The sequence below is a fragment of the Streptococcus cristatus genome (assembly GCF_001588905.1).
GTDB classification, from domain to species: domain Bacteria; phylum Bacillota; class Bacilli; order Lactobacillales; family Streptococcaceae; genus Streptococcus; species Streptococcus cristatus_N.
Genome location: NZ_LAWH01000013.1, coordinates 1 through 15,539 on the forward strand (window position 1 = coordinate 1; position 15,539 = coordinate 15,539).

The following is a 15,539-nucleotide window of genomic DNA, read 5'->3' on the forward strand; positions in this document are numbered from 1 at the left end:
ATCAGCTTTTACAGCCCTACTCAACTGTGCGGAGGTGGGACGACGAAATCGAATTCTAACGAATTTCAGATTTCTGTCCCACTCTCTTTCTTTTGTTTATTAGCCTTGAAAATGCTATAGTAGGGAAAAATAGATTGGAGGAATGAATGATGGGATTATTCAGTGGTTTATTGGGCAATGCCTCTCAGAAGGATATTGAAAAAACAGAAAGAGAATTGGAGAATATTCTGACGCTAGCAGAAAATGTGGAGTTGGCTTTCAGCCTCATTCGTGACTTGATTGTCTTTACAGATAAGCGGTTGATTTTGGTGGACAAGCAGGGAGTGACAGGCAAGAAAACGGCTTATAAGTCTTATCCTTATCGCTCCATCTCTCGCTTTTCGGTGGAAACGGCTGGCCACTTTGACCTAGACGCTGAGCTGAAAATCTGGGTTTCCAGTGCTGAGGAACCAGCCGAAACCCTAACTTTCCGAAGTGATAAAAGTGTCATTGCTATCCAAAAAGCGCGGGCAGAAGCAGTGTTGAGATAAAAAGCGGTTTCAACCGCTTTTTTTGCAAACAAAAACTAACCATAGCTTATTGACTTGGTTAGTTCATAAATAAAGATTGACGATCTGGAATATTTCCTATCTAGTTGTCTTCACTAGGGAAAGTTTCACCAAAATGCAGCTCAGAGTATGGAGTTTCAAAATGACCTCCATCATAAGTTACTTTGACTGAAGTTATTCCAAAGTCAACGATTATTGGTTTTGCAGCTGTTATAAAGACATAGCGATTAGCGTTTTGTTTTATATCATAGACTTTTACTGCTCCGTAAATGGAATCGAAAGAATAGATATCTCCATTTTTAGTCGATTTGGTTATTTCAATGGTCTTCTTAGCAGGAGAGTAGGATAAATTATAAGCTTCTTTTTTTCCGATGCCTTGTGTAATAAAAGTTTCGTTGTCATCACTTTTAGCTTGAAAGTGAATAAAATTTTTATCAAAACTTTTCTGAGCGTTGTTCATAACGAGAAATACATTTACTCCCCATGCAGCTAAGCCCAAAATAAGAAGAGAAGCGATACCAATAAAAACAGTTTTTTTAGTTAAGCGCATAAAAGTTCCTTGAAAATCATGCTATTGGAGAAGTGAAAGCCAATAGCTTGCTCTAAAAAATATTTTCTAAGTTTTTTTCTTGCTGGTGAACTAAGGAGTTGGCTAGCAAGACAGGATAGTTTCTAAAGTAAAAAATATGTCAGAAAAGATTTCATTCTTCTGTGAATCCTTGAGATAGCAGAAAAGCAAAGAAATCTTCGGGCTTTTCCTTAAGCTTTTTAAATAGGTTATCTTTAGTTGTTTCCCCTAAAGCCGCCATGACTTGTTTTTCTTTTGCTTTGCTGAGATCAAAGTGGGCAACTTGTGCAACGGTTTTCTTGTCCTCTGAAACTTTGACTTCAAGTGTGACTCCATCTAACTTGCTGAATTTATCATAAAAGTCACCAGCTTTTAATTCTTCTTGATAAATGTTGCTGATTTCTTCAGGACTCTTATCTTGCTCGTCCTCTTGAGTCGGTTTCGTAGCCATAAAATCGAAGGCTCGAATCTTATCTTTTTGATAATAAGCGACAATTTTATTATTGTATCCGTTAGGCATGTTGTAAGCAAAAGTCTTGGTTTTTACTTTCTCTTCTTTTTTTGGCTTGCTTTGGCTCTGACTTTGGTTGGGTTTGTTTTCGTGCTTAGTTTGCTTAGGCATGCTGCAGGCAGTCAAAGCCAGCAGACAGGCGCTAGCTAGTAAAATTTTCTTCACAGTTAAGACTCCTTTTGATAAATGTTTTTTCTATTATAGCATAACTTAGTTTTAAGATAAGAAAACATATAATATATAGACATTAACAGCTTTACTCCGCTCTTTTTCTGTCGAAAAAAGTGCTGATTTATGGTAAAATAAGGTCACTACTGTACGAGGAAATGTCATGTCAAACAAGTTTGAAATTTTAATGCATCAACTGGATATGCCACTGGAAATGAGAAATTCAGAGGCCTTTTTGAATGCAGAAATTGAGAAGGTTCTGGTCCACAAGGTCAGTCGGGTCTGGGAGTTTCATTTTTCTTTTGCGAATATCCTGCCCATTGAGATTTTTCGAGAATTGCAGAAGCGCTTAGCTCAAGAGTTTTCTAAGACGGGCAATCAAGCTATTTTTGAAATTCATTGTCAGAATCCTCAGGTATCGGATGAACTCTTGCAGGCTTATTACCAGCTGGCCTTTGAGGAGGGGCCTTGTGCCAGTCATGGCTTCAAGAGTCTGTATCAGGATTTGCAGGTTCATTTGGATGGGGACAAGTTGCTGATTGAGGGAGCTTCGACTATTGATACGGAGCATTTTCGTAAGAATCACCTACCCAACCTCAGTCGCCAGTTGGTCAAATACGGCTTTCCTCAGCTGACCTGTCAGGTTCAGCACAGCGATGAGCTGACCCAGCAGCAAGCGGAGAATTTTCAGGCTGAGAATGACAAGATTGTTCAGGCGGCCAATGAAGAAGCGCTCAAAGCCATGGAAACTCTACAACAGATGGCGCCACCGCCAGAAGAAAAACCAGCCTATGACTTCCAAGCTCGCAAGGCTGCAGTAAAGCCAAATCTAGACAAGGCAGAAATTACCCCGATGATCGAAGTTCAGACTGAGGAGAATCGTCTAGTATTTGAGGGAATGGTCTTTGACCTAGAGCAGAAGGTTACTCGGACAGGCCGGGTCTTGCTCAACTTCAAGATGACAGACTATACCTCCAGCTTCTCCTTGCAGAAATGGATGAAAAACGAAGAAGAAGCCAAGAAGTTTGACATGATTAAGAAAGGTGCTTGGCTGCGCGTGCGGGGAAATGTGGAGATGAATAACTTCACCCGCGACCTGACCATGAATGTGCAAGATGTGCAGGAAGTTACCCACTATGAGCGCAAGGACTTGATGCCTGAGGGGCAGAAGCGGGTTGAATTTCACGCCCATACCAATATGTCTACGATGGATGCCCTGCCTGAGGTAGAGGAAATCGTTGCAACGGCCGCCAAGTGGGGCCACAAGGCTGTCGCCATTACCGACCATGGAAATGTGCAGAGCTTTCCCCATGGCTACAAGGCTGCTAAGAAGGCTGGTATCCAGCTGATTTACGGTATGGAGGCCAATATTGTAGAAGATCGGGTGCCCATCGTCTACAATGAAGTAGACATGGAGCTGAGCGATGCGACCTATGTAGTCTTTGACGTGGAAACGACAGGCCTTTCAGCGGTTTACAATGACTTGATTCAGGTCGCCGCCAGCAAGATGCACAAGGGCAATATCATCGCTGAGTTTGATGAGTTTATCAATCCTGGCCATCCTCTGTCGGCCTTTACGACGGATCTGACTGGGATTACTGATGAGCATGTCCGCAACGCCAAGCCGCTAGAGCAAGTGCTGAAAGAATTTCAGGAATTTTGCCAGGACAGTGTCCTCGTTGCCCATAATGCTACCTTTGACGTGGGCTTTATGAATGTCAACTATGAGCGTCATGGCCTGCCGAAAATTACCCAGCCGGTCATTGACACGCTGGAATTTGCCCGCAACCTCTATCCAGAGTACAAGCGTCATGGTCTGGGGCCTTTAACCAAGCGTTTCCAGATTGCTCTGGAACACCACCATATGGCCAACTATGACGCGGAAGCGACAGGCCGTCTCCTCTTTATCTTTATCAAGGATGTAGCTGAAAAGCATGGTGTGACCAATCTCAAGGATTTGAATACGGATCTGGTCGATGAGAATTCCTACAAGAAGGCTCGGGTCAAGCATGCGACCATTTATGTGAAAAATCAGACGGGGCTCAAGAATATTTTCAAGTTAGTCAGTCTGTCCAATACCAAGTATTTCGAAGGCGTCCCTCGGATTCCACGGACCGTGCTGGATGCCCATCGTGAAGGTCTGATTCTGGGCTCAGCCTGCTCAGAAGGTGAAGTCTATGATGCTGTTGTCTCTCAGGGGGTGGATGCGGCTGTCGAAGTAGCCAAGTATTATGACTTTATCGAGGTTATGCCGCCGGCTATCTATGAGCCACTGATTGCCAAGGAGCAGATCAAGGACCAGGAAGAACTGCAGACCATTATTCGCAATCTGATTGAGGTCGGCGATCGCTTGGGCAAGCCTGTCCTTGCGACGGGGAATGTCCACTATATTGAGCCGGAAGAAGAAATCTATCGGGAGATTATCGTCCGCAGTCTGGGTCAGGGAGCCATGATTAACCGGACTATTGGCCACGGTGAAAATGCCCAGCCAGCTCCGCTTCCTAAGGCTCACTTCCGGACCACCAATGAGATGCTGGACGAATTTGCATTCTTGGGTGAGGACTTGGCTAAGAAGCTGGTCATCACCAATCCGAATCAGCTGGCGGAGACCTTTGAGCCGGTCGAGGTAGTCAAGGGCGACCTCTATACACCTTTCATTGACAAGGCCGAGGAGACAGTTGCCGAGCTGACCTATCAAAAGGCCTTTGAGATTTATGGCAATCCACTGCCAGATATCGTCGACTTGCGGATTGAAAAAGAGTTGACCTCTATCTTGGGGAATGGCTTTGCCGTGATTTACTTGGCTTCGCAGATGCTGGTACAACGCTCCAATGAGCGGGGTTATCTGGTAGGTTCACGGGGGTCTGTTGGATCCAGCTTTGTTGCGACCATGATTGGGATTACCGAGGTTAATCCTTTGTCGCCCCACTATGTCTGTGGCAAATGTCAATACAGCGAGTTCATCACGGACGGCTCCTATGGTTCTGGCTTCGACATGCCGGATAAGGACTGCCCAGAATGTGGTCACAAGCTGAGCAAGAATGGTCAGGATATTCCTTTTGAGACTTTCCTTGGATTTGACGGGGACAAGGTACCCGATATTGACTTGAACTTCTCCGGAGAGGATCAGCCGAGCGCCCACTTGGACGTGCGGGACATCTTTGGTGAGGAGTATGCCTTTCGGGCTGGAACCGTTGGTACCGTTGCGGCTAAGACGGCTTATGGATTTGTCAAGGGCTACGAGCGCGACTATGGGAAGTTCTACCGAGACGCCGAAGTTGAGCGTTTGGCACAGGGAGCTGCCGGAGTCAAGCGGACAACTGGACAACATCCGGGCGGAATCGTTGTTATCCCTAACTACATGGATGTTTATGACTTTACACCGGTCCAATATCCAGCTGATGATGTGATGGCCGAATGGCAAACGACCCACTTTAACTTCCACGATATCGATGAGAACGTCCTCAAACTCGATGTGCTGGGGCATGATGATCCGACCATGATTCGGAAGCTTCAGGACTTGTCAGGCATCGATCCTAATGACATTCCTATGGATGATGCTGGTGTCATGGCCCTCTTTTCTGGGACAGATATTCTGGGTGTGACTCAGGAGCAAATCGGCACGCCGACTGGTATGCTGGGAATTCCGGAGTTTGGGACCAACTTTGTACGGGGCATGGTTGATGAGACCCATCCGACAACTTTTGCCGAGCTCTTACAGCTATCTGGTCTTTCTCATGGTACGGACGTTTGGTTGGGCAATGCTCAGGACTTGATTAAGCAAGGGATTGCTGACCTGTCCACCGTTATCGGCTGTCGGGACGACATCATGGTTTACCTCATGCACAAGGGCTTGGATCCTAAGATGGCCTTTACGATCATGGAGCGCGTGCGAAAGGGCCTTTGGCTGAAGATTTCTGAAGAGGAGCGCAATGGCTATATCGCAGCTATGAAGGAAAACAATGTGCCAGAATGGTACATCGAGTCCTGTGGAAAGATCAAGTATATGTTCCCCAAGGCCCATGCGGCAGCCTATGTTATGATGGCCCTGCGGGTGGCCTACTTCAAGGTGCATCATCCGATTTATTACTACTGTGCCTACTTCTCTATCCGGGCTAAGGCCTTTGATATCAAGACAATGAGTGGCGGACTTGATGCCGTCAAGCGCCGGATGAGCGAAATCGCTGAAAAGCGCAAGAACAACGAAGCCTCCAATGTAGAAATTGACCTTTATACGACTCTGGAAATCGTCAATGAAATGCTGGAGCGGGGCTTCAAGTTCGGAAAGCTAGACCTCTACAAGAGCCATGCGACGGAGTTTCTCATCGAAGGGGATACCCTTATCCCGCCTTTCTCTACTATGGATGGTCTGGGTGACAACGTTGCCCGCCAATTAGTTAGAGCGCGGGAAGAAGGTGAATTCCTTTCTAAGACAGAGCTCCGCAAACGTGGCGGCCTCTCTAGCACCCTAGTTGAAAAAATGGACGACATGGGCATTCTGGGCAATATGCCAGAGGATAACCAGTTGAGTTTGTTTGATGAGTTTTTCTAAAATATAGAAAGAGGTTTTTATGAAATTGACTATTTCCGCTCAGGATAAGCCTGCGCAAAAGGTGTTTGATTACCAGCTGGAGTTTGATCCAGATACGATTTTGAAAATGACCGCTTTGATTTGCGGTACGGTGGCAGCGGTTAGTCTGCTGTCCCTGTTTAAAGAGAAATAACGAAAGAAAAGGAGAAGCAGATGGTTCTGCCAAATTTTAAAGAAAACTTAGAAAAATACGCTAAACTATTGGTTGCCAATGGTATCAACGTGCAGCCGGGTCACACGGTGGCGCTCAATATTGATGTGGAGCAGCGTGAGCTGGCACATTTGATTGTCAAGGAGGCCTATGCTCTGGGTGCTCATGAGGTTATCGTTCAGTGGACAGATGATGTCATCAACCGTGAGAAATTCCTCCACGCACCGATGGAGCGTTTGGACAATGTGCCAGAATACAAGATTGCTGAGATGAGCTATCTCTTGGAGAACAAGGCCAGCCGTCTTGGTGTCCGTTCTTCTGACCCAGGTGCCTTGAACGGTGTGGACGCTGACAAGCTTTCAGCTTCTGCTAAAGCTATGGGACTTGCGATGAAGCCAATGCGGATCGCAACCCAATCCAACAAGGTTAGCTGGACCGTCGCAGCTGCTGCTGGACTTGAGTGGGCCAAAAAAGTCTTTCCAAATGCTGCGAGCGACGAAGAAGCAGTTGATCTCCTTTGGGACCAAATTTTCAAAACCTGCCGTGTTTACGAAGAAGACCCCGTGAAGGCTTGGGAAGAACACGCTGCTATCCTTAAGAGCAAGGCAGAAATGCTTAATAAGGAGCAATTTTCAGCTCTTCATTACACAGCGCCAGGAACTGATTTGACACTTGGCTTGCCTAGGAACCACGTCTGGGAATCAGCTGGTGCCATCAACGCACAGGGCGAAGGATTCTTGCCAAATATGCCGACAGAAGAAGTCTTTACGGCTCCTGACTTCCGTCGTGCGGATGGTTATGTAACCTCTACAAAACCGCTTAGCTATAACGGAAATATCATCGAAGGTATTAAGGTAACCTTTAAGGATGGACAAATCGTGGATATTTCAGCTGAGAAGGGTGATCAGGTCATGAAGGACCTTGTCTTTGAAAATGCGGGTGCGCGTGCCTTGGGTGAATGTGCCTTGGTACCAGATCCAAGCCCAATTTCACAGTCAGGCATTACCTTCTTTAACACGCTTTTCGATGAGAATGCTTCAAATCACTTGGCTATCGGTGCGGCCTATGCGACCAGTGTTGTTGGTGGAGCAGATATGAGCGAAGAAGAGCTTGAAGCTGCAGGCCTCAACCGTTCAGATGTTCACGTGGACTTTATGATTGGCTCTAATCAAATGGATATCGATGGTATCCGTGAGGATGGAACACGAGTTCCTATCTTCAGAAATGGAGACTGGGCAATCTAAGATTTTAAGTTGTTTTGACGGGCACTTTTAATCTGACAGCTCCCACCTGTTTCTTGAAAAGTATTCTTAGAAACATAGAAAGAAGGATCCTATATGATTGGTAGTATGTTTGTCGGTTTTATTATTGGTCTCATGGCTGGGGCTATCACCAGCCGCGGGGAACGTATGGGCTGTATCGGAAAAATCCTCTTGGGCTGGTTTGGTTCATGGCTTGGGCAATTGCTTTTCGGCCACTGGGGACCGATGTTAGCGGACACAGCTATTCTTCCCTCAGTCTTGGGCGCTGTGATCCTTTTGGCTCTTTTCTGGGATCGAGGTACTTAGAATAGTGTAAAAGAAATACCTAGACGTGAAAACGTCTAGGTATTTTTGATTGCAATATATGGTCGTTTATTCCAGTACCAGCATGCCGTCTTTCACTGCGAATGGATCTTTTTCATTGATACGGTCGTAAAACATGATGCCGTTGATGTGGTCAATCTCGTGTTGAACCACGATAGAATTGTAGCCTTTGAGTTTGATGCGGTGTTTTTGACCATCCTTGTCAAAGTAATCCACGGTCACTCGTGCATGACGCACAACATAGCCTGGTACCTCTCGGTCAACCGATAGGCAGCCTTCTCCATCAGCTAGAGCAGCATCTTGTACAGAGTGGGCAACAACTTTAGGGTTGTACATGACCTGAGCTAGGGAGTAGGCTTCTTTAGGTGGATTTCCTTCTTCGTCCTCCAAATTTGGCACTAACACAGCGATAATCCGCTTAGAAATATCCAGCTGAGGCGCTGCTAGACCAACTCCGCCACGGAGCCCCATTTTTTCAGCCATGACAGGATCTTGAGAATGTTTCAAAAACTGCATCATTTTCTCACCTAAAATGATTTCCTGATCAGATAGGGGAAAGCTGACCTCCTCAGCCACTGCACGCAAGGTAGGATTTCCCTCACGGATAATGTCGCTCATATCAATCAAATGAGCTGCTTTGGTTAATTTATCCATAACCGATTTTTTTTCACTAACAGACATGATTCTCTCCTTTTTCTTTCTTTCATCATAACACAAATCCCGCCAGAAATAAAGAAAGGGCTTGTCCTTTTATCAGAGGAGAAAATTTTCAAAAGAATATTCTTTTTAATGGCCGAATTTTTAAGAAAAGATGATTGCGTCTTTTTCTAAAAAGCTGTATGATAGAATGAGTGTGATTTTTAAAGGAAAATAGAATGAAAAAGTTTATGGAAAAAGTGAGTATTCTCTCACTTTCTTTGGTGTTGACGACCTCCTTTTCGATTTCCAGCGCCCAATCGGCTATGTTTGCTTATTATAAAGACCTGCCAGAAAGTTGGATTGAATTGTTGGTCTCTCTCCCATCGGCTGGGATTATGCTCATGCTAATCTTAAATGGTTTGGTGGAGAAATATTTATCGGAACGAAGGATGATTGTGACGGGGCTCTTGATTTTCTCTCTTTGCGGCTTTGTTCCTCTCGTGAATAAGACCTACTGGGTGATTTTTGCCTCGCGTCTGATCTTTGGTATGGGAGTTGGTTTGCTCAACGCTAAAGCTATCTCGATTATCAGCGAGCGCTATGAGGGCAAGGAACGGATTCAGACCTTAGGTCTACGTGGATCGGCTGAAGTTGTTGGGACAGCCCTCCTGACGCTTGGAGTGAGCCAGTTGCTTCGCTTTGGCTGGGAAATTTCTTTCTTGGTCTATGCGTCGGGGTTGATTGTTCTAGCCCTCTATCTGCTCTTTGTGCCTTATGGCAAGGAGGAAAAGCATCATGAGGCTCATCAGGGAGGCAAGGGCTTGACAGCTGCACAGTGGTTTTTGACAATCGGCCTAGCCTTGGTAGCAGCAGTGATTGTCTTGACGAATGTAGTTATCAACGTGCGCGTGCCAGGACTGGTTGAAAAGTCTGGTATGGGCAGCGTTCAGACGGCAGGTTTGATTCTTTCAAGCATGCAGTTGATTGGTATTGCCGCAGGCTTGTCTTTTGCACCGCTTCTTCATTATTTCAAGGAAAATTTATTGACGGTTGCAGGAGTGGTCTTTGGTCTTACTGCGATCATGATTGGTTTGGCACCTAATCTCTTGCTCTTGAGTGTGGTGACCATCGCTTCTGGCTTTGTTTATAGTGTCAGTCTGACAGCGATTTTTCATATTCTTTCAGAGAGAATTCCTAGCAAATCCTTGAATCAAGCAACTTCGATTGTGATTTTAGGTTGCAGTGCTGGAGCGACTGCTACAACCTTTTTCTTGTCTTTGATCGGCCAATTTTCAAGCCAAGCTTCCTTTATTTTTGGCGTTTTGGGAAGCCTGATGGTTTTAATGGCAGTGCTGGCATTCGGAATTCTCAAGAAAAAGTCTGCTTAGGAGAAGAATATGCGTCTAGATAAATTTTTAGTGGAAAGTGGGCTTGGCTCACGTAGTCAAGTCAAGCAACTATTGAAAAAAGGTCAAGTCTGGGTCAATGGGACAGCGGTCACGTCGGCCAAGACACAGATTGATGAGCGGTCGGATCAGATTGTGGTGGATGGTCAGACTCTGGTTTATGAAAAATTTGTCTATTACCTCTTGAATAAACCAAAGGGTGTCATTTCTGCCACTGAAGATGACCGCCATAAAACCGTTTTAGATTTATTGGACGATACTGCCCGTCAAAAAGAAGTCTTTCCTGTAGGGCGGTTAGATGTGGATACACATGGCCTCTTACTTTTGACCAATAATGGTCAGCTATCGCATGCTATGCTGTCCCCCAAGCGCCATGTGGCTAAGCTTTATCAGGCACAGGTTGCCGGTCTGATGGATCAGGCAGATGTTGAGCATTTTGCCCAAGGAATCGAGCTTAAAGACTTCACTTGTCAGCCTGCCCAGCTCGAAATTCTCGAAAGAGATGAAGGAGCGAAGACCAGTCTGGTCCGTATCACCCTCTCAGAAGGTAAGTTTCATCAGGTGAAGCGGATGGTTTTAGCATGTGGGAAGGAAGTCACCGACCTTCAGCGCTTGTCTATGGGACCTCTGCAGCTAGATCCAAGTCTGGAACTGGGGCAATGGCGACGCTTGACAGAAGAAGAAATGCAGAGCTTGGAAATTTTTCAAGTTGAACTATAGAAAGCTAGGAAAGTGGAGCAACATATTTGCTTCACTTTTTTACTCTATTTGACAGTTAAGCCTTGATATGATAAGATTTAGGTAACTATATCTAGAAAAAGTTTCAGAGGAAATTATGGCAATTGAAAAGACAGTCAGCGAGCTGGCCGAGATTTTAGGAGTCAGCCGTCAGGCAATCAATAATCGTGTCAAGGCTCTGCCGCCAGAAGATACAGAAAAAAATGAAAAAGGGGTCACAGTCGTGACTCGCAGTGGCCTGATTAAGCTAGAAGAAATTTATAAAAAGACCATTTTTGAAGATGAGCCTGTCAGCGAAGAAGTCAAGCAGCGCGAGTTGATGGAAATCTTAGTGGATGAAAAAAATGCTGAGATTTTGCGCCTTTATGAGCAACTCAAGGCGAAAGATAACCAGCTGGCTAAGAAAGACGAACAACTCCGTGTCAAGGACGTGCAGATTGCTGAAAAAGATAAGCAGCTGGACCAGCAGCAGCAGTTGACAGCCAAGGCTATGAGCGAGCGGGAAACCCTTCTTTTGGAACTGGATGAAGCCAAGGAGAAGGTGCAAAAGCAGGAAAACAAAGGATTTTTCGCCCGTTTATTTGGTAAATAAGAAAGAAAATCTCAGTTGAAAAGCTGGGATTTATTTGTCAAAGAAGGGGTGGTGCCAAGATGGCAATAACAGGAGCGGACTCACTGTAGCCACTGTAACTTGACTACCCTGTTTCGCCTAAATTTTTGAAAGAAGAAAATAAGATGAAACCAGAAAAACTTAGCTTTAAGCGCTTTTATCATAATTTAGATAAGATCCTAGTTCTCTTTTTCATGGTCTTTATGATGATGGAGTATGCTTGGATTCCTTTTAATTCCTATGCAGCAGACTATCTGCTCAAACAGACAGGCTACCTCTTTTTGTCCTACAATAATGTCTGGGCAGTCCTCAGTTCCAATTGGCTGGTTGGTCTAGGTTTTCTAGTCCTCGTTGTGGTCAATCTCTTTGTAGCCTATTTCCAGAGCGGCATGATTTTCATGGGGATTCGCAACCTTTTGGATCAAGAAAATCGACCAGTATTCGCTTTTCTTGGAAAAACATTTAGGGATAGTTTTGCTATTGTCAAGAAGGCTGGCCCAGGGAAAATGCTCTTTATCGTACTTTATATGGGCTTTCTTTTTCCTTTCTTGCGCCAAATTATGAAAATCTACTATCTCAATAAAATTTTGGTTCCGGATTTTATTGTCACCTATTTGGCAAATAATATTGTGTTCGATGTTTTCATGGGACTTCTTGTGGTCGGCATGCTTCTAGTGGCAGTGCGACTAATGTTTGCCCTACCACAGCTCTTTTTTGAGCATGCCACAGTTCCTCAGGCAATTCGCTTTAGTCTGGCCAAGACTAAGAACCGCCTTTTCTTTTACACTAGGCATCTTTTTTGGATTATTATCAAAAGCTTTCTGCTTTATACTTTTCTCTCAGCTCCAGCTATACTAGGACAGCGATACGCGAACACTCAACCAAATGAGGCTGTCCTCTTTAGCGGTATTGTAGCTTTTGTCCTGATTAAGTTTGCCTACTATGCTATGTTGTCCTATTTCCTTCTCAAATTTGTCTCCTTCCTGACAGATCGTACCTTAAATGACTATCCAACGAAAAGAGGCCTGTCTCTAATGCGTTGGTTTGTTCTGACTATTGCCAGCTCAAGCTTCGCATTAGAAGGTTATGTCTATCTAAATTTCCCTTTAGAGAACGTTCCGATTACGATTTCCCATAGAGGGGTTTCGAGGGAGAATGGAATCCAAAATACCGTAGAAGCGCTGGAAAAAACAGCCTTACTCAAGCCTGACTTGGTAGAAATGGATGTGCAGGAAACCAAGGATGGGCAATTTGTTATGATGCATGATGCAAACCTGAAGCAGTTGGCAGGTCTTGATGCCCAACCTCAAGACTTAACCTTGGCTGAGTTGACTTCGCTAGAGATTTCAGAAAATGGCTATCGGGCTAAGATTTCTAGCTTTGACGATTACTTTACTCGTGCCAATCAAATCGGACAGCGCCTCTTGATAGAAATCAAGACCAGTAAGAAAGATTCCAAGGATATGATGGAGCGATTCTTGAGCAAGTATGGTGCCAAAATCAAGGTTTATCAACACCAGATTCAGTCTTTGGACTACCAAGTCATCGATCAGGTTGTCAAATATGACTCCTCTATCCCCAGTTTCTTTATCCTGCCTTATAATACAATCTTTCCACGAACTAAGGCTTCTGGCTACACCATGGAGTATTCAACCTTGGATGAAAATTTTGTCAACAAACTCTGGCAATCCGACAAACGCCTCTATGACTGGACTATCAACGATGAGGATAGTATCGTCAAATCCTTTCGCTTAGGAGTGGATGGGATGATTACAGATGATTTGGAGTTGGTTCAGACTTCCATCAAAGAACTTAAGGATGATCCGGACTATACTACCCTTCTATTAAATAAGTCCTTAGACTTGCTAAGTTTTTCTTAGATAGCAGTAGAAAATGAACACGAGTAGTAGAGTAGAGTCATTGCATGGCTACCATAATATTCAGAAAATTTAGTTTACTTTTTTCCTTTCTTGTGCTATAATCCTAAGTAAACCTAAAAAACAAAATTGGAGAATTCGTATGAAAAAAAGCAAAGTATTAGCTTTAGCTGGGGTTAGCCTTCTTTCAGTAGGCGTTTTAGCTGCTTGTTCTGGTTCATCAAAAGGAAACAGCGCAGCAAAAGCTTATAATTATGTCTATACTGCTGAACCAGAAACATTGGACTATGTGACGTCTGGTAAGGCTTCAACATCTGACCTCGTGACTAACGGTGTGGACGGTTTGTTGGAAAATGACCAATATGGTAATTTTGTACCGTCTATTGCAGAGTCTTGGACTGTTTCTAAAGATGGTTTGACTTATACCTATAAAATCCGTAAAGACGCTAAATGGTATACTTCAGAAGGTGAAGAATACGGGAATGTGACAGCTCAGGACTTTGTGACTGGCCTCAAGCATGCTGCTGATAAGAAATCTGAAGCCCTTTATCTTGTGCAACAATCTGTAAAAGGCTTGGATGACTACGTAAATGGTAAAACACCTGACTTCTCTACTGTTGGAGTTAAGGCAGTTGACGACCACACTCTCCAATATACTTTGAACCAACCTGAACCACAGTGGAATTCAAAGACAACTTCACAAGTTCTTTGGCCAGTTAATGCTGAATTCCTTAAGAAACAAGGGGACAAATTTGGTCAATCTACTGACCCATCTTCTATCCTTTACAATGGACCATTCTTGATGAAGTCTATCACTGCTAAGTCTGCTGTTGAGTATCAAAAGAATGAAAACTACTGGGATAAGGAAAATGTTCATGTCGATACTATCAAGTTGTCTTACTTTGATGGACAAGACCAAGATGCCCTTGCTCGTAACTTTAAAGATGGCGCCTACACAGTAGCTCGTCTCTACCCTACAAGCTCAAACTATGCTGGAGTAGAAAAAGACTTCAAGGATAATATCTTTTTCACACCGCCAAGTGCTGGTGTAGCTGTTATGGGTGTCAATATTGATCGTCAAAGTTACAACCATACAAGCAAAACAACAGATGCTCAGAAGTCTGCTACTAAGAAAGCGATTCTGAACAAAGACTTCCGTCAAGCCTTGAACTTTGCTATTGACCGCACATCATACTCAGCACAGATCAATGGTAAAGAGGGTGCTCCTTACGCTGTCCGTAATACTTATGTACCACCTTCATTTGTTCAAGTTGGCGATAAATCTTTTGGTGACGTTGTAGAAGAGAAAGTTGCTGCATTGGGTGACGAATGGAAAGGTGTTAAACTTGAGGACGGTCAAGATGGCCTCTTTAATGCTGAGAAAGCAAAAGCAGAGTTTGCCAAAGCAAAAGCAGCTCTACAAGCTGACGGAGTGGAATTCCCAATCCATCTGGATCTCCCAGTTGCTCAGACTTCTAAGCCAATGGTTAACCGCGCACAATCGCTTAAGCAATCTGTTGAAAAGACTTTGGGAACTGAGAATGTTGTTGTAGATATTCAACAAATGTCAGAAGATGATCTTTACAACATTACTTACTATGCACCAAATGCTGCTGGCGAAGACTGGGATATCTCAACAGCTGTTGGTTGGAACCCTGACTATCAAGATCCATCAACTTATTTGGATATTTTGAAAACTACATCAACTAAAACTACAAAGACTTACCTTGGTTTTGAGGGAGCAGACAATGCAGCCGCTAAGCAAGTTGGTTTAGATGAATTTGACCGCTTGGTAAATGAAGCTGGTAAGGAAACTTCAGATATTGTTACTCGCTACGAAAAATATGCAGCAGCTCAGGCTTGGTTGACAGACAACTCTCTTGTTGTTCCATTGATGGCAAATCCTGGTGCAGCACCATTTATCTCACGTATCGAGCCATTCTCAGGCGCTTATGCTCAAACTGGTAATAAGACAAGTTCTACTTACTTCAAACGTCTTAAAGTTACAAATGACGTAGTAACGAAGAAAGACTACGAAGCAGCTCGTAAGAAATGGCTGAAAGAAAAAGAAGAGTCAAATGCGAAAGCACAAAAAGATCTCGAAAGTCATGTAGAATAAATCGTTCACTAGAACTTTCTCTAATAA

13 protein-coding genes are annotated in these 15,539 nt (G+C 44.2%); 10 read left to right on the plus strand and 3 right to left on the minus strand.

What is annotated here, in order from left to right; genetic code table 11:
• The first annotated feature begins 149 nt into the window (after window positions 1–149).
• The gene (locus A0765_RS02270; RefSeq protein ID WP_062004438.1) at window positions 150–530 is read left to right on the plus strand and encodes a PH domain-containing protein; all 381 of its coding nucleotides are present in this window, start codon (window positions 150–152) and stop codon (window positions 528–530) included.
• 100 nt (window positions 531–630) lie between these two features.
• Here A0765_RS02270 and A0765_RS02275 read toward each other — a convergent pair whose 3' ends face one another.
• Window positions 631–1,098: a hypothetical protein gene (locus tag A0765_RS02275; RefSeq protein ID WP_062004439.1), complete on the minus strand. Its 468-nt coding sequence runs from the start codon at window positions 1,096–1,098 to the stop codon at window positions 631–633.
• Between the two features lie 151 nt (window positions 1,099–1,249).
• Complete coding sequence (locus A0765_RS02280; RefSeq protein WP_062004440.1) at window positions 1,250–1,792, minus strand: hypothetical protein; 543 nt, start codon at window positions 1,790–1,792, stop codon at window positions 1,250–1,252.
• A gap of 166 nt (window positions 1,793–1,958) precedes the next feature.
• On the opposite strand from A0765_RS02280, the gene A0765_RS02285 reads away from it, so the two are divergent.
• From A0765_RS02285 to A0765_RS02295, 4 genes are all read left to right on the plus strand, one after another.
• Complete coding sequence (locus A0765_RS02285) at window positions 1,959–6,347, plus strand: PolC-type DNA polymerase III (protein WP_062004441.1); 4,389 nt, start codon at window positions 1,959–1,961, stop codon at window positions 6,345–6,347.
• A 19-nt stretch (window positions 6,348–6,366) separates the two neighbouring features.
• Entirely contained in the window at window positions 6,367–6,519 is a 153-nt protein-coding gene (locus tag A0765_RS10420; protein WP_005591870.1) for a hypothetical protein, read from the plus strand.
• Window positions 6,520–6,539: 20 nt separating this feature from the next.
• Window positions 6,540–7,781, plus strand: a complete 1,242-nt coding sequence (locus tag A0765_RS02290; protein WP_062004442.1) for an aminopeptidase — start codon at window positions 6,540–6,542, stop codon at window positions 7,779–7,781.
• Window positions 7,782–7,874: 93 nt separating this feature from the next.
• Complete coding sequence (locus A0765_RS02295; protein WP_005591872.1) at window positions 7,875–8,105, plus strand: GlsB/YeaQ/YmgE family stress response membrane protein; 231 nt, start codon at window positions 7,875–7,877, stop codon at window positions 8,103–8,105.
• Between the two features lie 66 nt (window positions 8,106–8,171).
• Here the strand turns inward: A0765_RS02295 and def are convergent, their stop codons facing one another.
• Window positions 8,172–8,804 carry a peptide deformylase gene (def, locus tag A0765_RS02300; protein WP_005591873.1) on the minus strand — a complete coding sequence of 211 codons (633 nt, stop codon included), beginning with the start codon at window positions 8,802–8,804 and terminating at the stop codon, window positions 8,172–8,174.
• A gap of 194 nt (window positions 8,805–8,998) precedes the next feature.
• On the opposite strand from def, the gene A0765_RS02305 reads away from it, so the two are divergent.
• The 5 genes from A0765_RS02305 to A0765_RS02325 all read left to right on the plus strand — a co-directional run bounded on the left by A0765_RS02305 (window position 8,999) and on the right by A0765_RS02325 (window position 15,512).
• Window positions 8,999–10,150, plus strand: coding sequence for an MFS transporter (locus A0765_RS02305; RefSeq protein ID WP_062004443.1), 1,152 nt, complete (start codon window positions 8,999–9,001; stop codon window positions 10,148–10,150).
• A 9-nt stretch (window positions 10,151–10,159) separates the two neighbouring features.
• Window positions 10,160–10,888, plus strand: coding sequence for a pseudouridine synthase (locus A0765_RS02310; protein ID WP_062004444.1), 729 nt, complete (start codon window positions 10,160–10,162; stop codon window positions 10,886–10,888).
• A gap of 115 nt (window positions 10,889–11,003) precedes the next feature.
• On the plus strand, window positions 11,004–11,498 hold the full coding sequence (locus tag A0765_RS02315; RefSeq protein WP_005591876.1) for a DUF536 domain-containing protein: 495 nt from the start codon (window positions 11,004–11,006) through the stop codon (window positions 11,496–11,498).
• A gap of 143 nt (window positions 11,499–11,641) precedes the next feature.
• Entirely contained in the window at window positions 11,642–13,396 is a 1,755-nt protein-coding gene (locus A0765_RS02320) for a glycerophosphodiester phosphodiesterase (protein WP_062004445.1), read from the plus strand.
• A 139-nt stretch (window positions 13,397–13,535) separates the two neighbouring features.
• Window positions 13,536–15,512: a peptide ABC transporter substrate-binding protein gene (locus tag A0765_RS02325; RefSeq protein WP_061910453.1), complete on the plus strand. Its 1,977-nt coding sequence runs from the start codon at window positions 13,536–13,538 to the stop codon at window positions 15,510–15,512.
• Window positions 15,513–15,539: the final 27 nt, after the last annotated feature.

Coding starts and splice junctions, on each gene's coding strand:
- A0765_RS10420 (WP_005591870.1), top strand. CDS start 6,367: ATGAAATTGACTATTTCCGCTCAGGATAAGCCTGCGCAAAAGGTGTTT.
- A0765_RS02290 (WP_062004442.1), top strand. CDS start 6,540: ATGGTTCTGCCAAATTTTAAAGAAAACTTAGAAAAATACGCTAAACTA.
- A0765_RS02285 (WP_062004441.1), top strand. CDS start 1,959: ATGTCAAACAAGTTTGAAATTTTAATGCATCAACTGGATATGCCACTG.
- A0765_RS02305 (WP_062004443.1), top strand. CDS start 8,999: ATGAAAAAGTTTATGGAAAAAGTGAGTATTCTCTCACTTTCTTTGGTG.
- A0765_RS02270 (WP_062004438.1), top strand. CDS start 150: ATGGGATTATTCAGTGGTTTATTGGGCAATGCCTCTCAGAAGGATATT.
- A0765_RS02310 (WP_062004444.1), top strand. CDS start 10,160: ATGCGTCTAGATAAATTTTTAGTGGAAAGTGGGCTTGGCTCACGTAGT.
- A0765_RS02325 (WP_061910453.1), top strand. CDS start 13,536: ATGAAAAAAAGCAAAGTATTAGCTTTAGCTGGGGTTAGCCTTCTTTCA.
- A0765_RS02275 (WP_062004439.1), bottom strand. CDS start 1,098: ATGCGCTTAACTAAAAAAACTGTTTTTATTGGTATCGCTTCTCTTCTT.
- A0765_RS02320 (WP_062004445.1), top strand. CDS start 11,642: ATGAAACCAGAAAAACTTAGCTTTAAGCGCTTTTATCATAATTTAGAT.
- def (WP_005591873.1), bottom strand. CDS start 8,804: ATGTCTGTTAGTGAAAAAAAATCGGTTATGGATAAATTAACCAAAGCA.
- A0765_RS02315 (WP_005591876.1), top strand. CDS start 11,004: ATGGCAATTGAAAAGACAGTCAGCGAGCTGGCCGAGATTTTAGGAGTC.
- A0765_RS02295 (WP_005591872.1), top strand. CDS start 7,875: ATGATTGGTAGTATGTTTGTCGGTTTTATTATTGGTCTCATGGCTGGG.